The sequence below is a fragment of the Candidatus Eisenbacteria bacterium genome (assembly GCA_030017955.1).
In the GTDB taxonomy this organism is placed as follows: Bacteria; Eisenbacteria; RBG-16-71-46; order JASEGR01; family JASEGR01; genus JASEGR01.
Map to the genome: position 1 here is coordinate 1 of JASEGR010000053.1, position 20,500 is coordinate 20,500.

Consider the following 20,500-nt stretch of genomic DNA (forward strand, 5'->3'; position numbering starts at 1 on the left):
ATGACCCACTCCCCATAAGGGAGAGGAAAAAAGAATGCCCGGTCTTAGGCCGGGCTTCGCACTTCTCCCCCTCACCCTACCCTCTCCCCACAGGGGAGAGGATTAGTACCAACCCCCGGAGGGGAGAGGATAAGGGTGAGGGGTTTCAATTCTGATTAGTACATGTCTTCACCGTAGCCGCCGGGTGGGGCCGGAGGCATCGGTTTCTTCTTGTCCGGAAGCTCTGAAACCAAAGCCTCGGTTGTGAGCATGAGCGCCGCGACGCTCGCCGCATTCTGAAGCGCCGTTCTTGCGACCTTCGTCGGATCAATCACGCCGGCTTCAATCATGTCCTCATACTTCTCGGTCTGCACGTTGTAGCCGAAGTTTCTCTTCTCCTTCTTCACATGTTCAACAACTATCGAACCCTCAAGGCCGGCATTGTTCGCAAGCTGTCTCAAAGGGTCTTCGAGAGCCCGCTTCACAATGTTGACGCCAATCGCTTCATCTTCGTCGTCGGCCTTGAACTTATCGAGCACGGGAATTGCCCTTATAAAGGCAACACCGCCGCCAGGTATGATACCTTCTTCAACCGCTGCCCTGGTGGCATGAAGTGCATCCTCGACCCTTGCCTTTTTCTCCTTCATCTCGGTCTCAGTCGAAGCGCCGACATTCACCACTGCCACTCCGCCGGCCAGCTTGGCGAGACGTTCCTGAAGTTTTTCTTTGTCATAGTCTGAGGTACTCTCCTCAATCTGCTTCCTGATGAGAGCAACTCTACCCTTTATCTCCTCGGGCTTTCCTGCGCCCTCGATGATAGTGGTGTTGTCCTTGTCGATTGTAATTCTCTTTGCCCTTCCGAGCTCTTCAAGTTTCACGTTCTCAAGTTTGATTCCGAGGTCTTCGGAAATCATTTTTCCGCCGGTGAGAACCGCTATGTCCTCAAGCATTGCCTTTCTTCGGTCCCCGAAACCCGGTGCCTTCACAGCAGCGCACTGGAGAGTCCCGCGGAGCTTGTTCACGACCAATGTTGCAAGCGCTTCACTCTCGACATCCTCGGCAATCAGGAGAAGCGGTTTGCCCTTCTGGGCGACCTTCTCAAGAAGCGGAAGAAGATCTTTCATGTTGGCAAGCTTCTTCTCGTTGATAAGGATGTAGCAGTCTTCCAGAACGCATTCCATAGCGTCTTTCTCGGTGACAAAGTACGGCGAAATGTAACCTCTGTCGAACTGCATTCCCTCAACAACGTCGAGGGTGGTCTCCATGCTTTTTGCCTCTTCGACAGTTATGGTTCCGTCTTTGCCCACCTTGTCCATTGCATCGCCAATTATTTCGCCAATCGCTTCATCACAATTGGCGGAAATGGTCGCAACCTGGGAGATTTCCTTCCTGTCCTTAACGGGCTTGCTGAGTTTCTTGAGCTCATCAATCACAATGCCGACCGCCTTCTCAATCCCGCGCTTCATCGACATTGGATTTGCTCCGGCCGCAACACTCTTCAAACCTTCACGGAAAATCGCTTCAGCGAGGATTGTTGCTGTTGTGGTTCCGTCGCCTGCCACGTCGCTTGTCTTCGACGCGACCTCTCTCACCATCTGAGCGCCCATGTTCGCGTAGCGCTCTTCGAGTTCAATCTCTTTCGCAACCGTGACGCCGTCCTTTGTCACAGTTGGGGAGCCCCACTTCTTGTCAATCACTACATTCCTTCCTCTTGGCCCGAGTGTCACCTTGACGGCTTTGCTGAGCTGCTCAACGCCGCTCATAATCGCCTGACGAGCCTGTTCGCTGAAGATCAATTGTTTTGCAGCCATGCTATTCACTCCTCCTTGAATTAGAAGATAGATGGTAACCACTCATACAGACTTCTCGCGCGCTCGGCAAGCATGTGGCTGGACCGTCCTTGGGACGATACCCGCTTGCTTCCGACCGCAACACATCGCCTCCCAGGGCGCTGTGAGGAGAAGCTGCGCCAATACGCAGACATCTATTCGATAGTTGCAAGGACATCTTCCTCTCTGAGTATAAGATATTCCTTACCATCTATCTTGATTTCAGTTCCAGAGTACTTCCCTATCAGAACTTTGTCGCCTTTCTTCACTTGAGGAGGAATCTTCTTTCCCTCTTCCGTTAACTTTCCGGCTCCGACTGCGATTACTTCTCCCTCTTGAGGTTTCTCTTTTGCGGTATCCGGGATTATGATTCCGCCCTTTTTCGTCTCTGCTTCTTCAATTCTTCTTACGAGAATTCTGTCAGCAAGTGGACGAATCTTCATTTTCTATCGCTCCTTTCAAGAACTCCTGGCTGGACTTCTGTCTTTACCGACCATGCTACTTGCGGCAGGCTGCAATTGGGAGGCAGGACTTCACCTTCTCACAATGTTCTCCCAGCCGGCCGCTGCGGTGAGACATGAGGAACTGCTTCTCGACCTTACTCACATCCCCCCTTTCGATTGACAAAATTCCGGCGGCGCGTCCCCGAGTCTCCTGGGACATGCCTTTCTTTTTTGTTGCAACTGACGGCATTCGCTCGGCATTCCTGGTACGCAAGGATAAAAAGTGTCATGCAGTCAGGAAATCAGGCCACCGTGCGGAAAAACAATTTCTACCCCGTACGCTAGCAGATTCGGATGTCTCTTACAACTGATTTTCTGAGGTTGAGCACACCCCTCGGCCGACACCTGGAAATACCCTCGGGGATGCAGGAAAGGCGAAAAACTGCCTGCGGCCCGTAACCATGCAGAATAGCTCTATTTCACAAACGTAATCTTCTTGATCTGAGAATGGTTCCCTGCTTTGACCTGCAGGTAATAGACCCCGGCCGCCAAATCGGAGCCGTCGACAATCGCAAAATGACTTCCTGCGCTCTGGGCACCTTCAAAGATTGTTCTAATTTCCTGACCGAGGCCGTTGAAAACCTTTATTGAGACGAATCCATGGCCCGGCAAAGAATAGGAAACAGTCGTTGAAGACCAGTTGGAGTTCTTTCCAAACGGATTTGGATAGTTTTGCGAAACATAGAAATCTTTGAGGAACCCGCTTGAAGACGATTCCTCACGAACAAACACAAGCGACCCGCTCTCGCCGCTCACCGGCACTGATATGTGGCTTTCGTCGGAGTCATCACTGTCTATCGAAATCGTCCCCGAATACGTTTCCTCCGGCGACTCGGGTTTGAATCTGACCGTAATCTGAGCGTAGGAGAATGCCGGAACTGAGCTCACGCTTCCAATAATCTTAAAGACGCCTGAATCGGACGAAATCGAGCTAATTGAAAGTGCAGAATTTCCGCTGTTCACGATAGTGATCTTAAGATCCAGGGAGTCATTTGGCAGTGTGCTTTCAAACTCCAGATTTGTTGGAGAAACACTGATCTCAGGAGCATAGGTCGTGGGGGAACTTGTGCTGATGCTCTTTATCCTGTCCGGGAATTCAGGGTGGTCGATGAAGGGATTCCGCTTTCCCTGGTACCCTTGAATTGCATTGTTTCTATTGGCCTCTTTCTGGCTGACAGGCTCATCCTTGTTCCACGTCCTCAAGATTGCCTCCTGCTGGTTCAAGAATGAGTAGGGATTGTTGTACCTGATGGAAAAGTAGAACATGGCACGGGCGACATCACCCTTATGGACATCCCGGGGCTCAAAGACAACTGAGCCATAACTATCTGTGCCGAGCTTGGAACCACCATTTTGCCAGGTCGGATTTACGACTTTTCCAAAAGGATAATTGGCGCGGACATTGTTGGGAATTGCATCCGTGGGGAAAAGGTGGTTCAAATCGCTCTTGGCTGTGCCTTCCGCGCCCAGGCTTTGAGGCCAGGTGTGCTCGGTGTTGAACCCCTGATTCTGAGCTTCGGTTCTGTTCACGGCATTTATCACCTGCCCGATGTAAACACATTCCACCGTTCCATTGACATTGTCAATTGTGTCAAACATCCTGTCCCTTGCAAGGTTGTAGCCAAGGTCCGTATGCCCGTTGACAAGATTGAATATTGCAGTTTTCAATTCTTCATCAATTAGCCCCTGAGTGCTGTCGTAGTACGGACTCGAGTAGTCTGCCTGGGCCTTCAATGTCAGCGGATAAGTCTGATCCCCACCAGTGTTTTCGACTAGAAGAACATCCTGATAATTCAGGTTCTGGTTTGTCTGGAAATACACCCAAACCTTCTGGCTATCGCCAGGGGCCACGACGAAACTCGTATCGCTCACCGAGAAAACACTTTCGTAGTTATTGATATCCGTGACTTTCAAGGTATCATCGTCATTGTAAATCCAGAATGACAGGCTGTCTCTCGCCCCGACAGTCCGGTCTCCAAAATCAAGCATGTCGTGAGACAGTGTCTGTGTCTCAGCTGACTGCGAGCAGGCCAGAATACAGACGGCCGCCAGGAGACCAAGTCCCCTCATTACTCCTCCCAATAGCTTCCTGATTATTCCCCGCATAACTCCCTCATAATTCTCCGCATAATAATTATCTCCCCCGGGACGGGATACTCAATCGTCCTTAGGTCACGGGGGAGTCAGATAATCGGCCTAGCCTTGAACTGTAATTATCGCATTTTCCGGAGGTTACGTCAAGGACTTGCTTCGCGCAACAACGGTTTTCGACCTGTATAACCTGTACGCAAGGAAGACGGAAAGGAGCCCCAGGCCAAAAATCAATGAGAAGAGGAACTGATACGAGGAAATCTCGAGAATGCTCCCGCCGAGGAGAGGGAGAAAGAGAGTGAGGGCAATCAGGGTATTGAGGAAGCCCAGGTAGAGCGGCCGGTGATCGTCCGGCGCTATCTCAAGCAGATAGTTCATGAACCCTACCCACAGTCCGCTGGCTGTTGCTCCGAGGAGGAAAAAGCTCATGGCAAAGACCTGCAGGGGAAGCTTGACTGCAAACGAAATCAAAACAAAGCAAGGGGCCAGGGCAGCGGAAACGGCAGAAAGGAGCATCACCAGGGGATTGCTGACCCGGTCAGAAAGATAGGCCCACAAAATATTGGAGACCAAATAACCTGCCATTTCATAGGAGACAAAGATACCTGCCGAGCCAGGAGGATAACGCAATACCTGCTCGGCAAAAATGATGTAGAAAGGATAACCAAGGAAGAAGCTGCTAATAGCGGTTCTTACCCAGAAGAGGGTCTTGTAATCTTTGTCAGACCGAAAAAACGAGTAGGCTTCTTTGACATTAGCTGCTAGTGTCCGTTTCGGCCTGGGGCTTTTCAGCTCCGGTTCCGTGATGAAGAAGAAGGAAAATAGACCCAGTCCCATGAAAAGAAATCCCACCAAAAAGATTATCCCGAAGTTGAGCGGATAGTCATATCCGGCCAGGAGACTGTTGACAGCGAAACCTGCCAGAATTCCGAAGGCTCCTCCAATGGTCATTCTCATGCCGAAAAAGCTTCCTCTCCTGTTAGGCGGCACAGTTCGTCCGACTATGTCCATGAAGGCAATCCCAGCCATGCCCCCGCTGAGAGCGTAAAGAGTCAACATCGACAGAAACAGGACGAGGCACAATGTCGGACTCCTCTGCGGCAGAATGAATGCGCTCAGTACGAGCAGGGAAAAGGCGACGATGCGAAAGTATGCGGCGTTCTTGTAGATACGCAGCTGCCGGCTATGGTGAAGCGTGAGGCCGGCAACAACTATCTGAGGCAGATACCAGCCGATGTTCTCGATGCTCCCGGCCAGCCCAATCAGAACCTTGGAATCCGTCAGGTGGCTTACAAAAAGGGGGACCACCGTGGAGGCGGAGAGGAATACGCCTGAGACGTTAAAGAAGATCCCATTCAACACGCCGAGAAGAAAGATCCTTCTGTATATGCTTTCCTCTACCTGGAATTGCGGCTCATTCATGGTGGAAACAATAATTGGTGGCCGCCCCGTCCAAAGTCAAGCCTGGCCTGGCTCGGAAAATAGGAGAACGGAGCAGAATTAGCTGGCAGGTTCCCTACCGATAGAAGAGAGCTTTAATGAGGCCCTCACGCCGAACTTACAATCACAAGAACTTTCGGACAAGCTCTTCTAATTTGCGTCTGTCTATTAACTCTATGGCATTTGAATTCGCCAATTCCACCGCTGACCGTGTGAATTCACTCGTCGTCACAACCATCCCTCGGTCTGCCCTATAATGTTTTATGGCCGCAACGGCTTCCTGTATCGCTTTGTTGGTTACTTTGTTCTGATGTCTCTTGGCTTGCACGACTGTTCTTTCCCCTTGCCTGGTCACAATCAGATCAGCCCCTTGGTCACCTGTGCTCTTTGTTTGTCGAACGCTGTACCCCATTCCTTCAAAAAGAGTCTTCAAGAACCTCTCAAATTCCACACCACTTGCAGAATCCAACGATTCTGTCTGTGAAGCTTGAAAGGCATTGTTCGCCAAATTCTTCTCAAAGCGCGAAAGCTCGACTTCCCATATAGTATTCTTGACGCATTCTGCTAGCTGGCCCTCTTCGAAACCTACGCCATTTTCCTTGAGCAGACGCTTGAATAGGTCCGTGTACTTCTCCTGACTATCTCCGCAGACCTCCAGCATAGACCTTACGTATTGCTCCAACCCTTTCGGTTTACTACTGAGTATCTTGGTCTTGAGGTTTTCATAGTCTTGCCTCAGTTCCTCTTCGTGAATTACTTGCGTTAATTCTTCGACATCAAGTTTTGTCCCTTTTCGTGAAAGCAAAACCAAGAGATTGACGAGATTCCCCTTGTCATACCCCCTTTGGATGAGATTCCCCTCGTCACATCCCATTTGTCTGTACTTTCTGACAAAGTTTTCTAGGATTCCATAGTCGCCGCTTGCAACCAGAGTGTCTATCTTTCTCCCAAGTTCCTTGGCCTTCTGTTCTCTCTCTTCCTTCATTTGTTGGCGCTTGTACCCCGCGTGGTTAACGAGAGCTACAAGCACAACAAAAAGCGAAAACAACAACAACCCCACGCCGAGGACTGCTAGACCGCCACTCTGCAAACCACCACCAGTATACAACAAAGAAATACTAATAATGCACCCAACCCAGCCAAGGAGAACTATTCTCGGGTAGGGAGACTTTCCAGTTGCCTTCTTCTTACTTTGTTTCCCCATTAGGTCGAACTCGTTGAGAAAATGCGAATTCTCCAAGTAGATAACACAAAGGGTAAGGACGACAACGCGTTCTCCTTAGCAAATGCGACATGTGCTAATTGTACGTGAACCCCCGGAGCGCTTTGGACGCTGGCCTGCATTCATCAACCGATTAGGTCAGATTTCTTCAAAGTTCAAAATTGTGCCGTGATTATAGAAAGTTGGATTTTTGGTGTCAAACGCCACGAAGACACCGACGGGTGGAGGGATGAGTTTCCGGCAAGCATTTTCTCGAGATTCTATAGTGGGGCAGGGATGTCGGAGCCCTGAGAAGGTGTTCCTTGACTCTGCCATCGCTACCGAAAAGAGGGTTCTTATCCGTTGCCCTAAATGTTTCTTAGCTCTTCTTTAGATGCAGTCCGTTGAATGACCTTTCGAACTGCCAAGATGATACCCTCGACAAACTTCAAATAATCGTTTGCCTCTTTTCCGCTAATGGAATCGCCGCCGCCGTAGAAGTCATAATTTCGCTTCGTCCGCATCGCATTGCCAATAGTTAAGACATCCTGGTTTTTCAGAATTTCGCTCATTTTCTCAAGGATTTTGATGTGATGACCCGGCGCGCTCCTTACCCTCACCTGCCCTACCTTGGCAATAAGAGCAATTCCAACTTTGACCAAGGCTTGGTAGCTGTAGGTGAAACGAACCTCTGGAAATTGATCCTTCTTGGCAATCTCAAGGTCATGAAACGCACTTTGAAGATACCGTTCAATTTGCTTTTGTTCGAACTTGAACTTCTGAAAATATTTCGTGCCGAAGTCGGTCATAAAATGGGTATTGATTTCCTCTTCCCGATGGATTTGAGAAGCGAATCGGTTTTGCGTTTTCTCTCGTATTCCTGGGGACTCATACTGATGACGTTGATCTCTCGGTCAACAGCTTTCTGGAGCTCAGCAATCTTCTTCTGGAGATCAATGGTGCTATGCGTACCGATGGCGAGTAAGTCAATATCGCTTGAAAGATTCATTCTGTCTTGGGCGTAGGAGCCAAAAAGAATTGCTTTTCTGAGTCCTTTGACCTCTTGGAGAGTCTTCCTCAGGATATGTTCAAATCCTACTGTTTTCAAAATAATCTTCTTGTACTCCTTAAGAAGTGGAAAGGAGGGGTTCAAGAAATAATAACGCTGATTCCCTTTCCACTCGCTTTTGAGGACCCCTTCGCCCTCGAGTTCCTTGAGTTTCTTAATAAGATTCCCCCGGTCAACATCAAGGCGCCGGCACATTTCGTTCACGTACATGGCATTCCCCTCGTGAAGAAAGAAATGCCCCAGAATCTTCTGCGTGACTTGAGACCGAAGGCTCAACATGTTGCCTAACCTCCCGTGTATAACATTACACCAAACAGTGTAAGTTTATACACTATTCCTGTCAAGCTTTGAAATCAGTTCATAATAATTGTGTCATAGTTTCTTGCACGACGCTATCCGTTGCGAGCCCAGTAGGGTGCAGACAATTATCATATGCCTCGAAGGGTTCTCTCTGCCACGTGTCTTTTGACCTCGTCTTCCGTCCAATCGGGATGGTCATGAATTATCTAGGCCAGCATCGCTCTACTGGCAAGACGCGCGATATAGAATGCCGTTTCTAGTCTCTTGGTCGGCATCATGGTCCTTAAGACCTCAATCATCTCTTGATTCGCAAAGTCGTGTGCACCCATCTGCACGAAGTCCTGTTGACCTCAGACTCGGGTGATGTGGACTTTCATCTTAGGGCAAGTATCTCCCAGAGGGCACGCACCACAAAGAGGAGCGTTTGCATGACACCATCTTTTGCCTATTTCCCATGCCCCCAAATCGAGCTCGCCAGGATACTCCGGACTGTGAAGACGCGCAGCAAACAGAGCGCGTTCTGCTCCGGTCGATAAGCCGGTTCGCAAGAACACTCGTTCGACATGAACATCAGGCTTTACATCAATTCTCCTGAAGTCGTCCACCTGAAATGCGATACCAAAGTAGCGATGCAAGAGGTTGATGGTCATGTTTGCTATCCCCGGACCGACACTTCGAATGGCAAGGAGCGTATCACGAATATCCAGCACAGTACGACCGATCCATACTGCATCAGCGTTGTTGCCGAATTCGTTAGAAACAGTTTGGGCAAGTTGACGGATTGTGAAAGGGGCATCGTTCATGTACCTTGGCTTTGCAGGCAGGCGATTGAGCAGGTTTCCAATTTCTTCGAGACTCATACGGCTCAATTTCTCCGGGTCAAGGTGCCCTAAACTTTGCTTGATGTAGTATGGAATTCGCCAGATTACTTGTGACTTAGCATCGCGATCAAGAGAGCACGCAACCAGAAAAGCAAACCGGTCACCATACACAAGCTCGTCCGCTTCCGGAAGACCTGTGGTGAACCTGGGAACGTCCCTTCCGAACTGTTTGATTCTTGATGCGATCCCGTCAATCTCGGCAGAGAAACCTTTGTCAGCTGCTTTGGAAGGGGGAGAGTTTACCCTGGCAGCGTGTTCGGCGAACTCTGTTGCAGGTGGCTGCTGATTTCCATTGTCTTGCCGCGGGAACATTCGCACAGACTGAAACAGATTCTTCTTAGGTGCTGTGCTAACCCCCTCTGCTCCTGTTTCCGCTATATTCATCCCAGGCCGCGTTTCTCCAGTGCTCGGAGAATTGCGGAAAGTATCTCCTTTGGCATGTATGTGAGGTTGTTGATAAAGTAGGTACGACGGTCCTGTGGGAAATCAAGATAGGAAAGAATGTTTTCAATGATCTCGGCACTGCTACTTGGCATTTGACACTTCCATAGGAAATACGTTCGTTTCCTGGATCAAAAACTTGGTCGATTCCCGGCTCAAGAGGCACTCGGAAATGCCGCCGAGACAATCGGGAACTATAGGAAGTTGGATTTTTGGTGTCAACCTCGGAATTCACTCTTCTCAATATCTGCAAGGTTGCCCCTTGCAGCAATCGAGTGTTTGAGGTGCGAATCGTACCCACAATGCTCAGAGGACAAGCGATGGGCGACTTCAAGAAGTTCTTCGATGAGAATCCCATCTTCACAGTTAAGAAGAGCTGCCGGTTATTGCCTTCACCAAATGACGTCAGACAAAATAATACACCCAATACAAGGTGAAAATGATAAACACACCCTGCCGGGGGTGTAACACGGAGATTTTGTGGGAAGTATCGTAGGAGCGGTAAAACGGGGTTAGTTTCGCCGTCCCGATGGATTTAGGAAGCAAATCGGTTTTGTATATTCTGTCCCAATCCTCGGGGCTCACTCAGGTGACAAAGTTACCGACGAAGAAAAGGCCTCGAATACCGAATCCACACGCATCAAGTTCTTCTTTTCTTCTGGAAAGATAGTGTGTGGCGTGGCAAAATCTCGCCTTGTCACAAGAACGTGCCTGCATTCTCATTGAGCGTCTGTATGAAAATTACGAAGGGGGGCCCTGTGGGAAAGATTGTTCTGGACAAGTTTGTGGATTTCTATCACTACTACCCGAAAGTGGTTGCAATGGTGAGCACTGCTCACGGAGGCAGAGAGGATTTCATGCCTGCTGCGTGGCACTGTCCTATTTCCTTCGACCCGCCTCTTTACGGAGTATCTGTGTCTCCAAAGAGATTCACCTTCGGCCTGATCATGGAAGCAAAGGAGTTCGCAATCGGCTTTATGCCCTTTGAAAAGGCGGATCTCATAGCTAAGGCCGGAGGCCTAAGCGGCAAAGACGTGGACAAATTCAAGGAGACAGGTGCGAGGAAAGACAAGCCCTTGAAGATAAGAAGCCCTATCCTGGCCGATGCGTACGCGTCGTATGAATGCAAACTCTACAGCCATCACACTTGCGGAGACCATGAGTGGTTTGTGGGTGAGATTGTGGCGGTTCATTATGATGAGAAGGCTTTCGCCGAAAACGGCGTCATGAAACTGGAATACGCGAATCCGGCTCTGTATATCGGCTCCGACAAATACATGGCTGCCAAGGCAGTTGAAACCAGGCATTTTGACCGCCGTCTCCTGGGTCAGAAGAAGGCCTGAAGGTGCTAGCTGGAAGGTGTCAGGCTGTGAGGCAGGTTATCACTCAAACATGAATCTACACTGGATAGTCTTACCCCTGCTCAACGTTGCCATTCTTGTTCTCTTCGTAAAGCTCCTCCTCACCAAGAATCTTCTTGTTTACTTCAAAGGCGGGCGCTGGTGGTTGACTTGGTTTTCTGTGGCCATCATAACCCTGATGGACGAGCTCACTTCCGTTTTCTATGCCCCCAGTGAGGCATGGCGCTTCATAGGCGAGAACGCAATAATCTACATCGCCCTCACTTCTATCTTCATGCACTTTTCCACTACAAGGATGGTAGAAGTAGCGCAGATCCTGGAGAAAAACAACATAAAGGGCGGTGGGGTTTACTCCTTCTCATATCTTGCGCTCGGGCCCACGATGAGCTTTATTGCCGTGGCCTCTATCATGGTCGCCTACATCCTGACTGCCAGCATCTCAACTGTAAGCGCAGTCGGAAACGGCATGTCCTTCCTGCCTCTATCGTTTCCTCTCAAGATAGGCCTCCAACTCGCCATCATCTGGGGCATAGCCGGGCTCAATATCCTTGGAATCAAGGAGAACGCCAGGCTCACTTTCAGCATATTCATGGGAGCTGCAGTTGTCTTCCTTAATCTCATAGCGGCAGGTTTCCTGAAAGTGGACCAGAGCAATCTATCCGCAATAGCCGCAAGTTCGAGACAGGTATGGGGAGGATTGACGGCAGGCGTATTGCCAGGGTTTCATTCCTTGATAGTCGGTATTTCCATGTGCATCCTGGCTTATTCAGGTATCGAGTCGGTCGTTCAGACTGCCGGGTTGGTCAAGAATTGGAAGGAGGTTGCCCGCGCCTACATCTTCCTGGCTGTAACGGTTGGGATTGTGACGCCCGTAGTCGCAATGCTGGCTCTCTCTTCAAAGATTGACTTTGCAGCACACGAGGGAGACCTCATAACCCACTACGCCACTATGCTGGGTGGACCTTTCTTTGGAATCGTCGTAGGGCTTCTCGCCAGTATCACGCTTATCATGGCTGTAAACACGGCTTACGTGGCATCGAGTGAGTTAATAGAGAGGGTGGCGGACCGGTACAATTTCCGCTGGATTATCAAGCCAAACTCCCGTCAATCGCTTTATCGCATCCATATAGCCAACGGATTTCTCTATACCGCAATAATCTTCATCACAAGCGGCAGCCAGAAGACCCTGGCAGAGATGTATGCGCTCGGCTTACTCGCAAGCTTCTGCATAAACATGGGGAGTCTGCTTATCTATCGTTACTTCCGTGGTACCAAGCAAATTCAGGAGTACAATACCTCACGTTTTGGAACTCTCATAATATTCATCATTTTCCTGAGCTGCTTCATATACCTCGCCGTTCACAAGACCCACGGCACCATAATGTGGGCTTCTGCAACGGTCATTGCACTTGCCGTGGGGTTCGCCGTGGCACGGAAGAGAGCACCGGAGATAAAAGAAATACGAAAGACCGACAGCCCCATGGACATGATCTTCTACATGGCGGAAGCCGCGGAAGAGACAGTACACGTTTACTTCAAACGGCCAAAGGAAGAGGCGGATGTCAAGGCAGAGCCGGCCGCAGCATTCGTAAGCTTCTACTCTCCCAGAGAGGGGATTCCGCCAAAGTTTGGAGACAATCATTTCCGCTTTCCGCTTCAGGCGCAGAATGTTCAGAACCGTATGCTCGCCATGCTGGAATTAGTCCGGTACGAGCTCCCGCACAAGCGCGTGGTGGTTCATTTGGGATGGCCACTCTCTTCCTGGCTGGACCGGATGGCTGTCGGCGTTATGGTCTATGGCCTGATGAAATTGCCCAAAATGTTCCCGGAGTTCAGCTTCGTAATCGAACACTTCCCTCCCGCCAAGAAACCAGGTCCGTAACTAATCGAATTCGCAGGGAGCTCACACCCTGAGCAGCTTGGGTTTCGGACGAGCTACATCGAGGAAGAAAACAACGACCCCTATCGACATGAAGGCACCAAAGACAAAGCGCAGCACATAGAAGATACGCATGTAGTCCTGAACCTGCATAAAGCTAAGCCCGCCGATCCTTTCCATGAAGACCTGAACCATGGCGGCACCGGTAAGAGAGAGAACCATCCCAAGGAGTCCTATCAGCATTATCCAGAATGCCCACATTCCGCGTCTCTGGTTGAAATCATCCGTTCCAAACTTGATTCTGGGAATGGCGTAGTAGGTCACAGCAATTATGAGCATCGAATAGGCGCCAAAGAAAGCTATGTGGCCGTGAGCTGCGGTCAGCTGAGTGCCATGAGTCCAGCGGTTCACCTGGGGAAGCGTCTGGATGAATCCACACACGCCGGCTCCGATGAAATGCATGATGACACCGCCCATGACCCAGTATTTTACGAGTTTGTTTGGATGTTCAATTCTCTTTTCCTTCGTTGAAATCCTCACGGCATCAAGAACCATGACCAGAAGCGGAAGAGGTTCGAGTGCGCTGAAGAACCCTCCGATGAGAAGCCAATACTCTGGAGTTCCAATCCAGTAGTAGTGATGACCTGTCCCTAGAATCCCCGTGAATAGAACGAGCCCTGCTTCGACGTAGAGGTACTTTATCGCCCTTTCCCTCGGAAAGCCGAACAACCTGACAAGCAGAAGAGCGTAAAGTGCGGCCGCAATCAACTCCCAGACACCTTCGACCCAGAGGTGAATTACCCACCACCAGAAGAAGAAATCATTGGTCATGTTCTTGAAGTACTTCATCCCGAAAAGATAGAAGAATGCCAGCCCGCCGAGGCCAAGCATGAGAATTCCGGTTATCCCGTTCCAGCCAATCCTTCTTTTTATTGTCATGAATACATTGTAGAGAAAGAGAAGAGTGATTATCACAATTGCCCAATCGGCCCATCTGGGAGCTTCTATGTATTCCCTTCCCTCTGAGAACAGTGATGAGTAATGATGCGATAGACCCATGTAGAGATAACCCAGGAGGACAAGTCCGACAGCCAGGACAAGCAGCCAGAAGTTCAGCTTCGCGATGCCCTCGGAGTGAAGCCTTCCGCCTTCCTCGGCGAGAAGGTAGTATGTCGATCCCATGAATCCTGCAAGCAGAGAGAAAACAAGGCAATTGATATGGAATACGCGCACCATGTTGAACGAGAGAATATTGAAAAGGAACCCCGGCCAAACGTACTGGGCTGCAGAGATAAGGCCGAAGACGAAGGTCTGGAGGAGCAGAACAGCGGCTGAGAAAACAAAGAAATTGTATCCTGCCTTTGCCCTCGGGTTCATTACAGAAACCTCCCTAAGCATATTCCGGGCATTGCCGCCACCGGACGATCAGCCCGCCGGATCCAAGGCCACAATAGGCTTCGACGGTTTCGGAGGCCAGCCATTCGTGTCAATTCCCGCTATCCACTTGAGGAACTCTGCAAGCGATTTGGCTTCATCGTCGCTCATGTGCAGGTTTGGCATCCCCCTTGTATGAGATGTGGCCTGCGGCGGATCTTCCAGGAAACCGATCATTGCATCTTCTGCGTCTTTGTCGCCGCCTGCTTGCCCGACAAATCTGTCCCAGGCCTTGGTGAGATCGGGGGCGTAGTAGGCCCCGTTCCCAATGAGCGTGTGGCAGTCGATGCAGACATACTTATGCCAGGCCTTTTTGCCCGAATCAACAAGAGGTGTCATGAGCTCTGCATTTGTTCTCTTGGGTATAACGGAAAGAGTCTGGATAGTAAACACGACGAAGAAAACGGAGAAGAACGCAAATCCAATCACGAAAGCATTTCGCAAGGATTTCGCTTTGAGTCTGTCCGCCCTGGAGACCCAATACGTAAAGAGCACAATCGAAAGCACTCCGGCAAGCGACGCAATCCAGGAAAGCACCTCCATGCCTGCACCTCCTTCTCAGCCTAACTGCTCAGAGAAGATTATTGCTCGAAGCAGGAACGGTCAACTTTTTTATTGCTTAGTGTGTTAGCAAAGGGAAAATGTCCTCATTAACTGCGATGCTACAATGTTCTCTTCAAGGAGGGAGTCGTCATGGAGTAGAAGTCAGTTCATCTCAGCGGAACAATGGTCGCTTCGCCGACATTCTCGTACCGGTCAGGCACACACGTAAAGATGGCAATCTGGCAGTCCTTGGCGGCCTTGGCCAGGACAGCTCCCATCAAGCGCAACCTGTCGGGGTCCGTATAGCCCAACGCATCATCCAGAATGAGAGGTGTTCCGCCATCCTTGGCGACGATAATCGAACAGGCCAAGCGGAAGATCAGGGAAAGCTGTTCCCTTGTTCCACCGCTCAACGACTCGAACGGCACCGTGATACCGTTGACCGTCCGGCTGGCAATCTGCAAGTCTTCGCTGATCTCCACCTGGAACGAGTCATCGAAGACCAAACGGCCAAGGTTTTCGATCTTCTCCTTGAGCGGGCCTACGTAAGCCCGTCGTGCTTTGTCTCGTTCTTCCCGCATAGCTTCAAAGAGGAACTTGGCGGATGCGGCGCACCGGAATAACGACTGGTTCTTCGTTTCAATCCGCTCAAGGTTGGTCTGCGACGCGTGCAGTTTTTCGTGAAGTCCTTCCTCACCGCGGATTTTCAACCGGGTTTGCACTTCTGTCAGTTCCGTCTGAGCCGCATTCCGGCGATTCTGCGTTGTCTGCAGAGAACCCTTTGCCGTCTCGGCCAATGCTCTTACCCGCTCGGGGTTCGTGGCCTTCAAGGATGCTTCCGCAGTTCGGACGACGCCTTCCTCGGAAGCCACGGCCCGGATGGCACTCGTCAGCGTCGTCTCCAGTACGTCATCGGGAACACTTTGCCTCGCCCGGTCAAGGTTCTCGCTTGCCCGTTTGATGTCTTTGGCCAGCAAATCGAGCTGCACCCGCGCCTCTTGGTGCTTTGCACTCAAGCCATCACGAACGTCGCGGGCGGCATCGAGGGCATCACGCGCCGTTTCCAAGTTGCCGTTCGCCTTCTGTTGCTCTGCCTCTGCATTTGCCCGTTCCTTCTTTGCCGAAGCGAGATCGGGGCAAATGGTGGGTTTCCGCACACGCTTGGCCAGATAGTCGGGCACGCTCTGCTGGAGGCCGAGCAGTTTCCGCTCAAGTTGTTCGTAGGTCAGGTCCCGAAGGTTGTCTTTCTCGACCTGCTCTTTGCTTTTCACATTCCGAGATGCCTCGTTACGCTCCTCGAATGCCCTTCTTGCCTCATCTGGATCGGCAACGCCGGCGTCTTTACATGCGTCTTCAAGAGCAAGTTGAGTATCATCGACCTTCTTTTGGAGTTTTTCCGAACTGGAGCCCGCAGTTATCTCAATATCCAGCTTCCGCGGAAGGGTCAGTCTCAAGCTATCAGCAACCGACAAGGAGCGGTCGTCGCCCTTGTCAAGTGTGGTGTCCACACCGTCAATCATCACGTGACATTCAGCCAAACCATGAAGAAGAACGTGTGGCGCTCCCGTCTCCAATTTCGCTTTGGCAGTCAACAGGTCCTTTTCCGCTTCTCGGATTGCCTGGAGGGTTTGGGAACTCACTTTGTTCCGCGCCAGCACCTCCTCCGCTTGGGCAGCGTTCTTCCTGGCCTGGTCAATGCGTTCCTTGCGTTCCCGGAGCTGATCGAGATGCAGTTTGTTGTTGTAGTAGTCGAAATCCGCCCGCCGTAGAGCGGCAAGAGTATCCGCCTCCTTCCTTTTTTTGTCGGCTTCATTCAATGCAGCCTGGGACTTCTTGAAATCTCCCTCGGCTTGGTTCGACGCCGGAAGCGACATCGAGGTGGACTCTTCAAGGTCCCCATGGGCCTTGGTGGCCTTGGCAACAGCGTCAATGAAACCTTGACGTGTCTCCTTGTCGCGCCGCACCGCTTGCTCGGACTTTTGCTCCGACTCCAGCTTGAGGCGAGCCGCCGTAAGGACGTTCTCCAGTGTGCCAATTTCCTCAAGCGAGGAAGTTTGGGCAGCGACCTCCGCCATCAACTCGTCTTCGCGCCTCTTCAGTTGTCCCAACTCCCGCTGAAGGACGGCTGCTCTCTCTATATCTTGTTCGAGGTCGCGGATCTGCTGCTCGATCTCGGCAACCTCGGTGTGAGTATTCTCTTGCAGTTTGCGGGCTTCCTTGAGTTCCTTCCGTTCGACCCCGTTCTCGGTGAAATAGAGGGCGTGTTCCTCCCCAACCTTCTCGAACAACCCCTCTTCCCGCGGATCGGCAGGACGACCACCCGCCGCCTTATCAAGCGCAGTCGAAAGCGATGTCTGTTTCGTCAGGATGGGCTGGTGGATGGCGGCACCCTGTTGAATGGTCAACGCCTTCCATAGGTCAATGTCGAGGGTTTCACGGAGGATGGCCTCTGCGCGTTCATGCGCTTCACGCCCCGTGTGGTTCTCGGGGTTCGGCCGTGTGATCGTGAGCTTGGTTTCCGGCTTCTTGTGGAACCGCTTGAAGTAGGTGAATGCGTAGGGCCCGCTCTCGGCCTGCAATTCGATCTCAGGCCCCTCGTCACGATGAACAGGACGGATTGCCTCGATATCGCGGTGCTTGCTGGAATCGAGATACTCGAAGAGAAGCCCGATGGCCTCGCCAAGACTGGTCTTCCCGACTTCATTTGGCCCCAGCACGAGCGTGATGCCAGTGGAACCGAACTTCACTTCGGAAGCAATTATGCTCCGGTAGTTGGCGATTCGGAGACGAAGGAATTTCATGCGGCCCCCCTTGCCAGCCGGAGAAGAAGCATAAGGGCGTCGCGGGCTGCAGCGCCTTCATTCCCGCCCTGGACGATCTTGCTTCGGAGCCGTTGTACTGTTCCCGCGGCAAAGCCCGAGAACCCGAGGTCAGCGAAATCCGCATCGTCCGGGACCACGAGAAGGGCATCCTCCCGGACCTCGAACGCGCCAAACACGTCACTCGCGGCAAGAAAGTGGTTTTGCAGCACCCCTTGTAACGACAGGGAGAGCGAACCCACGAGGGTTAGCCGGAGGACCGTGCGCTCTTTGTCCTCCATGTCTTCCAGTATTTTCCGAACCGCTTCCACATCGTCGCCGGTGTTCAGGTCAACGCGACCACGTTCGGTGAACCGCCACCGCCCGATTTGAACTTCCTCGGTGGCTACACGGTCATCGCCGACCTCGACAACAAGGGCGAACGCCGACCGTGTTTCGGAGAAATCCGTGGCTTCGGGAGTCCCGGAATACCAGATGCGGTCGCCGGTACCCACCCTGGTGAGCGAATGACGGTCGCCGAGCGCCACAAAGTGAACCTTCCCTTCGCCGATTGCGCGTTCGAGCGCCGCCACCGCGATAACTCCGGCGGATTCCCGGTCGGGCGTAAGCAGGTCAACGGCCCCGTGCCCCATGCAGATGCGCGTGGTTCCACTCACTGGGGGGAGAGTTTTGAGCACTTCCTCGATAGGATTGGCGACCGGCCGCTTGGACATCCACGGCGCACCCACCAATTCCACATCGTCGGCAACCTTGAGCAGTACGGCATTCTCAACTACGTGAACATCAGCGGGCTTTCGGCCGATGAAGGTGCTTGAACGATACACGGACGCGGCATTCAGCGGGTCATGGTTCCCTGGAAGGATGTATACCGGAACGGGCACGTCCTTGAGGGCCTCCAGCGCCCGGGCGACGGTCTTTCTGTCCACCTGATTGGACTCGAAGGCATCGCCGCACACCAGCATAAACTGGCACTTCTTCTCTTTGGCGATGCGTCCCATGGTCCGAATAGCATCGAACCGCGCCTGGCTGTACCTCTCCTGGGCTCCCTCCGAAAGGAAATGGCGGGTCATCCCCAGTTGCCAGTCGCTTGTATGAAGAAAACGAATCAAGGCTTCATCCCTCCTCTCAACATTGGGCAATGGATCCGCTGCGATAGATGTAGGTCGCGGTCAGCCCCTGAAGCGTCTTAATGTCCGCGATTCTGTCGTGCGGAATGAGCAAATACTTCCACGGTTTGCCGCCCATTCGATGTATGGCTGGTTCGGACGAACGATGAATGCTGATCGGTTCAGTGTCCTCATGGCTTATTGAGTTCTAACGCGCTCGGCGTCAACCGCATGTCGCGGATGAGTGATTTCGCCGTCCCGAATTAATTCCCTGCCGCGGCATGTCGGGGTTAGGCGGTTTCATCTGGTTCAGAAGCAAAACCAGGCACATCGCGAGGTGGTCAAGATATTGAGAACCCGTCCGCATGAATCTGGACATCGTAAATGTAAGCGCCGGACAGCAGCGTGTTGGCCGCCAAGTGACGCTTGAGGTATTGACCGCAGTTGCTTCCGATGTAGCTCTCTTCCATTTCACCGATGCTGACGATAACCTCGTAACCGGCCTTGCGCAGCGCTGTGAGGATGTCGCAGTCGGCCCGGTCCTGCGATGGATCAATATATGACAACAGATTATTCTCCCGCGCACGATAGGTTGGATTGAGCGGCGTAATCTTGATGAGAAACTTGTCCGGTGAAAAGTGTCGAAGCAGTACACTCGCCTCTACCGACGTACCCTGGGCCAACGCGAAGTTCAGCGTGATCTTCCGATCACCCGGCCTGTAGAAGTGCTCCCCATACTCGGCAATCTCTCGGAAGCTCCACTTTCTCACGGGGATCATCTTCTCCCGCAGTTCCTCATCCGTCGCGTGCAGCGAGAACTGAAGCTGGAAGCCTCCGCCGGTGTATTTTTTCCGCTTGATGTCAAGCAACCTCTCGAAGAAATGCGTTGCGCCGTGCGGCGCCACGGTCGAAATGGAGGGCATAAGACCGGGGGCATAGTAGCGACGTGGCATCTCCTCCAGCACGGTCAGCACGTGGGGATTCAGAGCCGGCTCACCCATGCGGGAAAACTGAATCTTGAATTGGTGGCATGGGACATTCTCATCTGGAAATCTTCGCGTAATTAAGAAATCGATCTGCTCAAAAATCTCTTCCGCAGTTAGCTTGCCCTCATAGTGCCCACCCGCGTCGCACATTCTGCAGCCGATCGGACAGCCAAACAGGGTAGACACTAGCAAAACCCACTTCTTCTCGCGCGGAATCGGTGGCTGCACTGATTCGACGCACTCGACCATTTTGCCGCTGCTGAACTGGACGATGTAAACGATTGCCACGTCTTCTCGTCCGGCCGATGCGATTACTTTCATCAATAAGATTCCTTTAGTCCGTGATATATCTTCATGCCCGTCAGAATGCCATCACCCACGGCAATTGCGGTCTGCCGGAAAACGCCGTTCTTAGCATCGCCGATGACGTGGAGAAAACCGTTAATCTGCAATTGGGCGAACCGTCCACGCAATTCTGCTGTAACAAAGCCCAATTGTGGCTCTCGGCCAAGCGCACCGATCAGATAGTGGGCGTGTACGCGAAGGTTTTCCCTCGGAGTCGTGCACTCAAGCGCGAGGCCATCGTCGGGCTCCATTGTCATCTTGGAGATGCTTGTGTGGGGGAGATATGTGATGAG

The 20,500-nt window shown here is 51.8% G+C and carries 17 protein-coding genes; 2 read left to right on the top strand and 15 right to left on the bottom strand.

Translation table 11 applies throughout. The features are described from left to right. Window positions 1–155 precede the first annotated feature (155 nt). The 9 genes from groL to QME66_09335 form a co-directional block, all read right to left on the bottom strand. Entirely contained in the window at window positions 156–1,790 is a 1,635-nt protein-coding gene (gene groL / locus QME66_09295) for a chaperonin GroEL (protein ID MDI6809160.1), read from the bottom strand. A 173-nt stretch (window positions 1,791–1,963) separates the two neighbouring features. After that, window positions 1,964–2,251, bottom strand: a complete 288-nt coding sequence (gene groES / locus QME66_09300) for a co-chaperone GroES (GenBank protein ID MDI6809161.1) — start codon at window positions 2,249–2,251, stop codon at window positions 1,964–1,966. A gap of 474 nt (window positions 2,252–2,725) precedes the next feature. Continuing rightward, window positions 2,726–4,417 carry an endonuclease gene (locus QME66_09305; GenBank protein MDI6809162.1) on the bottom strand — a complete coding sequence of 564 codons (1,692 nt, stop codon included), beginning with the start codon at window positions 4,415–4,417 and terminating at the stop codon, window positions 2,726–2,728. 126 nt (window positions 4,418–4,543) lie between these two features. Then, on the bottom strand, window positions 4,544–5,824 hold the full coding sequence (locus QME66_09310) for an MFS transporter (GenBank protein ID MDI6809163.1): 1,281 nt from the start codon (window positions 5,822–5,824) through the stop codon (window positions 4,544–4,546). A 142-nt stretch (window positions 5,825–5,966) separates the two neighbouring features. Continuing rightward, a complete protein-coding gene (locus QME66_09315) occupies window positions 5,967–7,046 on the bottom strand; it encodes a restriction endonuclease (GenBank protein ID MDI6809164.1) in 1,080 nt (359 codons plus the stop codon). 365 nt (window positions 7,047–7,411) lie between these two features. Then, the gene (locus QME66_09320; GenBank protein ID MDI6809165.1) at window positions 7,412–7,852 is read right to left on the bottom strand and encodes a hypothetical protein; all 441 of its coding nucleotides are present in this window, start codon (window positions 7,850–7,852) and stop codon (window positions 7,412–7,414) included. Next, the gene (locus tag QME66_09325) at window positions 7,849–8,391 is read right to left on the bottom strand and encodes a nucleotidyltransferase domain-containing protein (protein ID MDI6809166.1); all 543 of its coding nucleotides are present in this window, start codon (window positions 8,389–8,391) and stop codon (window positions 7,849–7,851) included. Before QME66_09325 ends, QME66_09320 begins: the two co-directional genes overlap by 4 nt. A gap of 371 nt (window positions 8,392–8,762) precedes the next feature. After that, a complete protein-coding gene (locus QME66_09330) occupies window positions 8,763–9,677 on the bottom strand; it encodes a hypothetical protein (protein ID MDI6809167.1) in 915 nt (304 codons plus the stop codon). Continuing rightward, window positions 9,674–9,829 (bottom strand): hypothetical protein, encoded by a 156-nt coding sequence (locus QME66_09335; GenBank protein MDI6809168.1) that lies wholly within the window; start codon window positions 9,827–9,829, stop codon window positions 9,674–9,676. Before QME66_09335 ends, QME66_09330 begins: the two co-directional genes overlap by 4 nt. A 663-nt stretch (window positions 9,830–10,492) precedes the next feature. Between QME66_09335 and QME66_09340 the strand changes: the two genes are divergently transcribed. After that, window positions 10,493–11,077, top strand: a complete 585-nt coding sequence (locus QME66_09340) for a flavin reductase family protein (GenBank protein MDI6809169.1) — start codon at window positions 10,493–10,495, stop codon at window positions 11,075–11,077. Window positions 11,078–11,126: 49 nt separating this feature from the next. Next, the gene (locus QME66_09345; protein MDI6809170.1) at window positions 11,127–12,977 is read left to right on the top strand and encodes an APC family permease; all 1,851 of its coding nucleotides are present in this window, start codon (window positions 11,127–11,129) and stop codon (window positions 12,975–12,977) included. 21 nt (window positions 12,978–12,998) lie between these two features. Here QME66_09345 and QME66_09350 read toward each other — a convergent pair whose 3' ends face one another. The 6 genes from QME66_09350 to QME66_09375 form a co-directional block, all read right to left on the bottom strand. Next, window positions 12,999–14,351 (bottom strand): cbb3-type cytochrome c oxidase subunit I, encoded by a 1,353-nt coding sequence (locus QME66_09350; protein MDI6809171.1) that lies wholly within the window; start codon window positions 14,349–14,351, stop codon window positions 12,999–13,001. 48 nt (window positions 14,352–14,399) lie between these two features. Continuing rightward, window positions 14,400–14,951 carry a c-type cytochrome gene (locus tag QME66_09355; protein MDI6809172.1) on the bottom strand — a complete coding sequence of 184 codons (552 nt, stop codon included), beginning with the start codon at window positions 14,949–14,951 and terminating at the stop codon, window positions 14,400–14,402. 167 nt (window positions 14,952–15,118) lie between these two features. Further along, window positions 15,119–17,752, bottom strand: coding sequence for an AAA family ATPase (locus QME66_09360; GenBank protein ID MDI6809173.1), 2,634 nt, complete (start codon window positions 17,750–17,752; stop codon window positions 15,119–15,121). Next, on the bottom strand, window positions 17,749–18,879 hold the full coding sequence (locus QME66_09365; protein MDI6809174.1) for a DNA repair exonuclease: 1,131 nt from the start codon (window positions 18,877–18,879) through the stop codon (window positions 17,749–17,751). The genes QME66_09360 and QME66_09365 overlap by 4 nt, the downstream gene beginning before the upstream one ends. A gap of 338 nt (window positions 18,880–19,217) precedes the next feature. Beyond that, complete coding sequence (locus tag QME66_09370; GenBank protein ID MDI6809175.1) at window positions 19,218–20,183, bottom strand: radical SAM protein; 966 nt, start codon at window positions 20,181–20,183, stop codon at window positions 19,218–19,220. Continuing rightward, a partial coding sequence (locus QME66_09375; GenBank protein MDI6809176.1) for a hypothetical protein occupies window positions 20,183–20,500 on the bottom strand: 318 nt, incomplete at its 5' end. The genes QME66_09370 and QME66_09375, both read right to left, overlap by 1 nt.

Excerpts from the sequence above, each read along its gene's own strand:
- groES (MDI6809161.1), bottom strand. The coding sequence starts at position 2,251 with ATGAAGATTCGTCCACTTGCTGACAGAATTCTCGTAAGAAGAATTGAA.
- QME66_09305 (MDI6809162.1), bottom strand. The coding sequence starts at position 4,417 with ATGCGGGGAATAATCAGGAAGCTATTGGGAGGAGTAATGAGGGGACTT.
- QME66_09310 (MDI6809163.1), bottom strand. The coding sequence starts at position 5,824 with ATGAATGAGCCGCAATTCCAGGTAGAGGAAAGCATATACAGAAGGATC.
- groL (MDI6809160.1), bottom strand. The coding sequence starts at position 1,790 with ATGGCTGCAAAACAATTGATCTTCAGCGAACAGGCTCGTCAGGCGATT.
- QME66_09320 (MDI6809165.1), bottom strand. The coding sequence starts at position 7,852 with ATGACCGACTTCGGCACGAAATATTTTCAGAAGTTCAAGTTCGAACAA.
- QME66_09325 (MDI6809166.1), bottom strand. The coding sequence starts at position 8,391 with ATGTTGAGCCTTCGGTCTCAAGTCACGCAGAAGATTCTGGGGCATTTC.
- QME66_09350 (MDI6809171.1), bottom strand. The coding sequence starts at position 14,351 with ATGAACCCGAGGGCAAAGGCAGGATACAATTTCTTTGTTTTCTCAGCC.
- QME66_09370 (MDI6809175.1), bottom strand. The coding sequence starts at position 20,183 with ATGAAAGTAATCGCATCGGCCGGACGAGAAGACGTGGCAATCGTTTAC.
- QME66_09335 (MDI6809168.1), bottom strand. The coding sequence starts at position 9,829 with ATGCCAAGTAGCAGTGCCGAGATCATTGAAAACATTCTTTCCTATCTT.
- QME66_09360 (MDI6809173.1), bottom strand. The coding sequence starts at position 17,752 with ATGAAATTCCTTCGTCTCCGAATCGCCAACTACCGGAGCATAATTGCT.
- QME66_09355 (MDI6809172.1), bottom strand. The coding sequence starts at position 14,951 with ATGGAGGTGCTTTCCTGGATTGCGTCGCTTGCCGGAGTGCTTTCGATT.
- QME66_09330 (MDI6809167.1), bottom strand. The coding sequence starts at position 9,677 with ATGAATATAGCGGAAACAGGAGCAGAGGGGGTTAGCACAGCACCTAAG.
- QME66_09345 (MDI6809170.1), top strand. The coding sequence starts at position 11,127 with ATGAATCTACACTGGATAGTCTTACCCCTGCTCAACGTTGCCATTCTT.
- QME66_09315 (MDI6809164.1), bottom strand. The coding sequence starts at position 7,046 with ATGGGGAAACAAAGTAAGAAGAAGGCAACTGGAAAGTCTCCCTACCCG.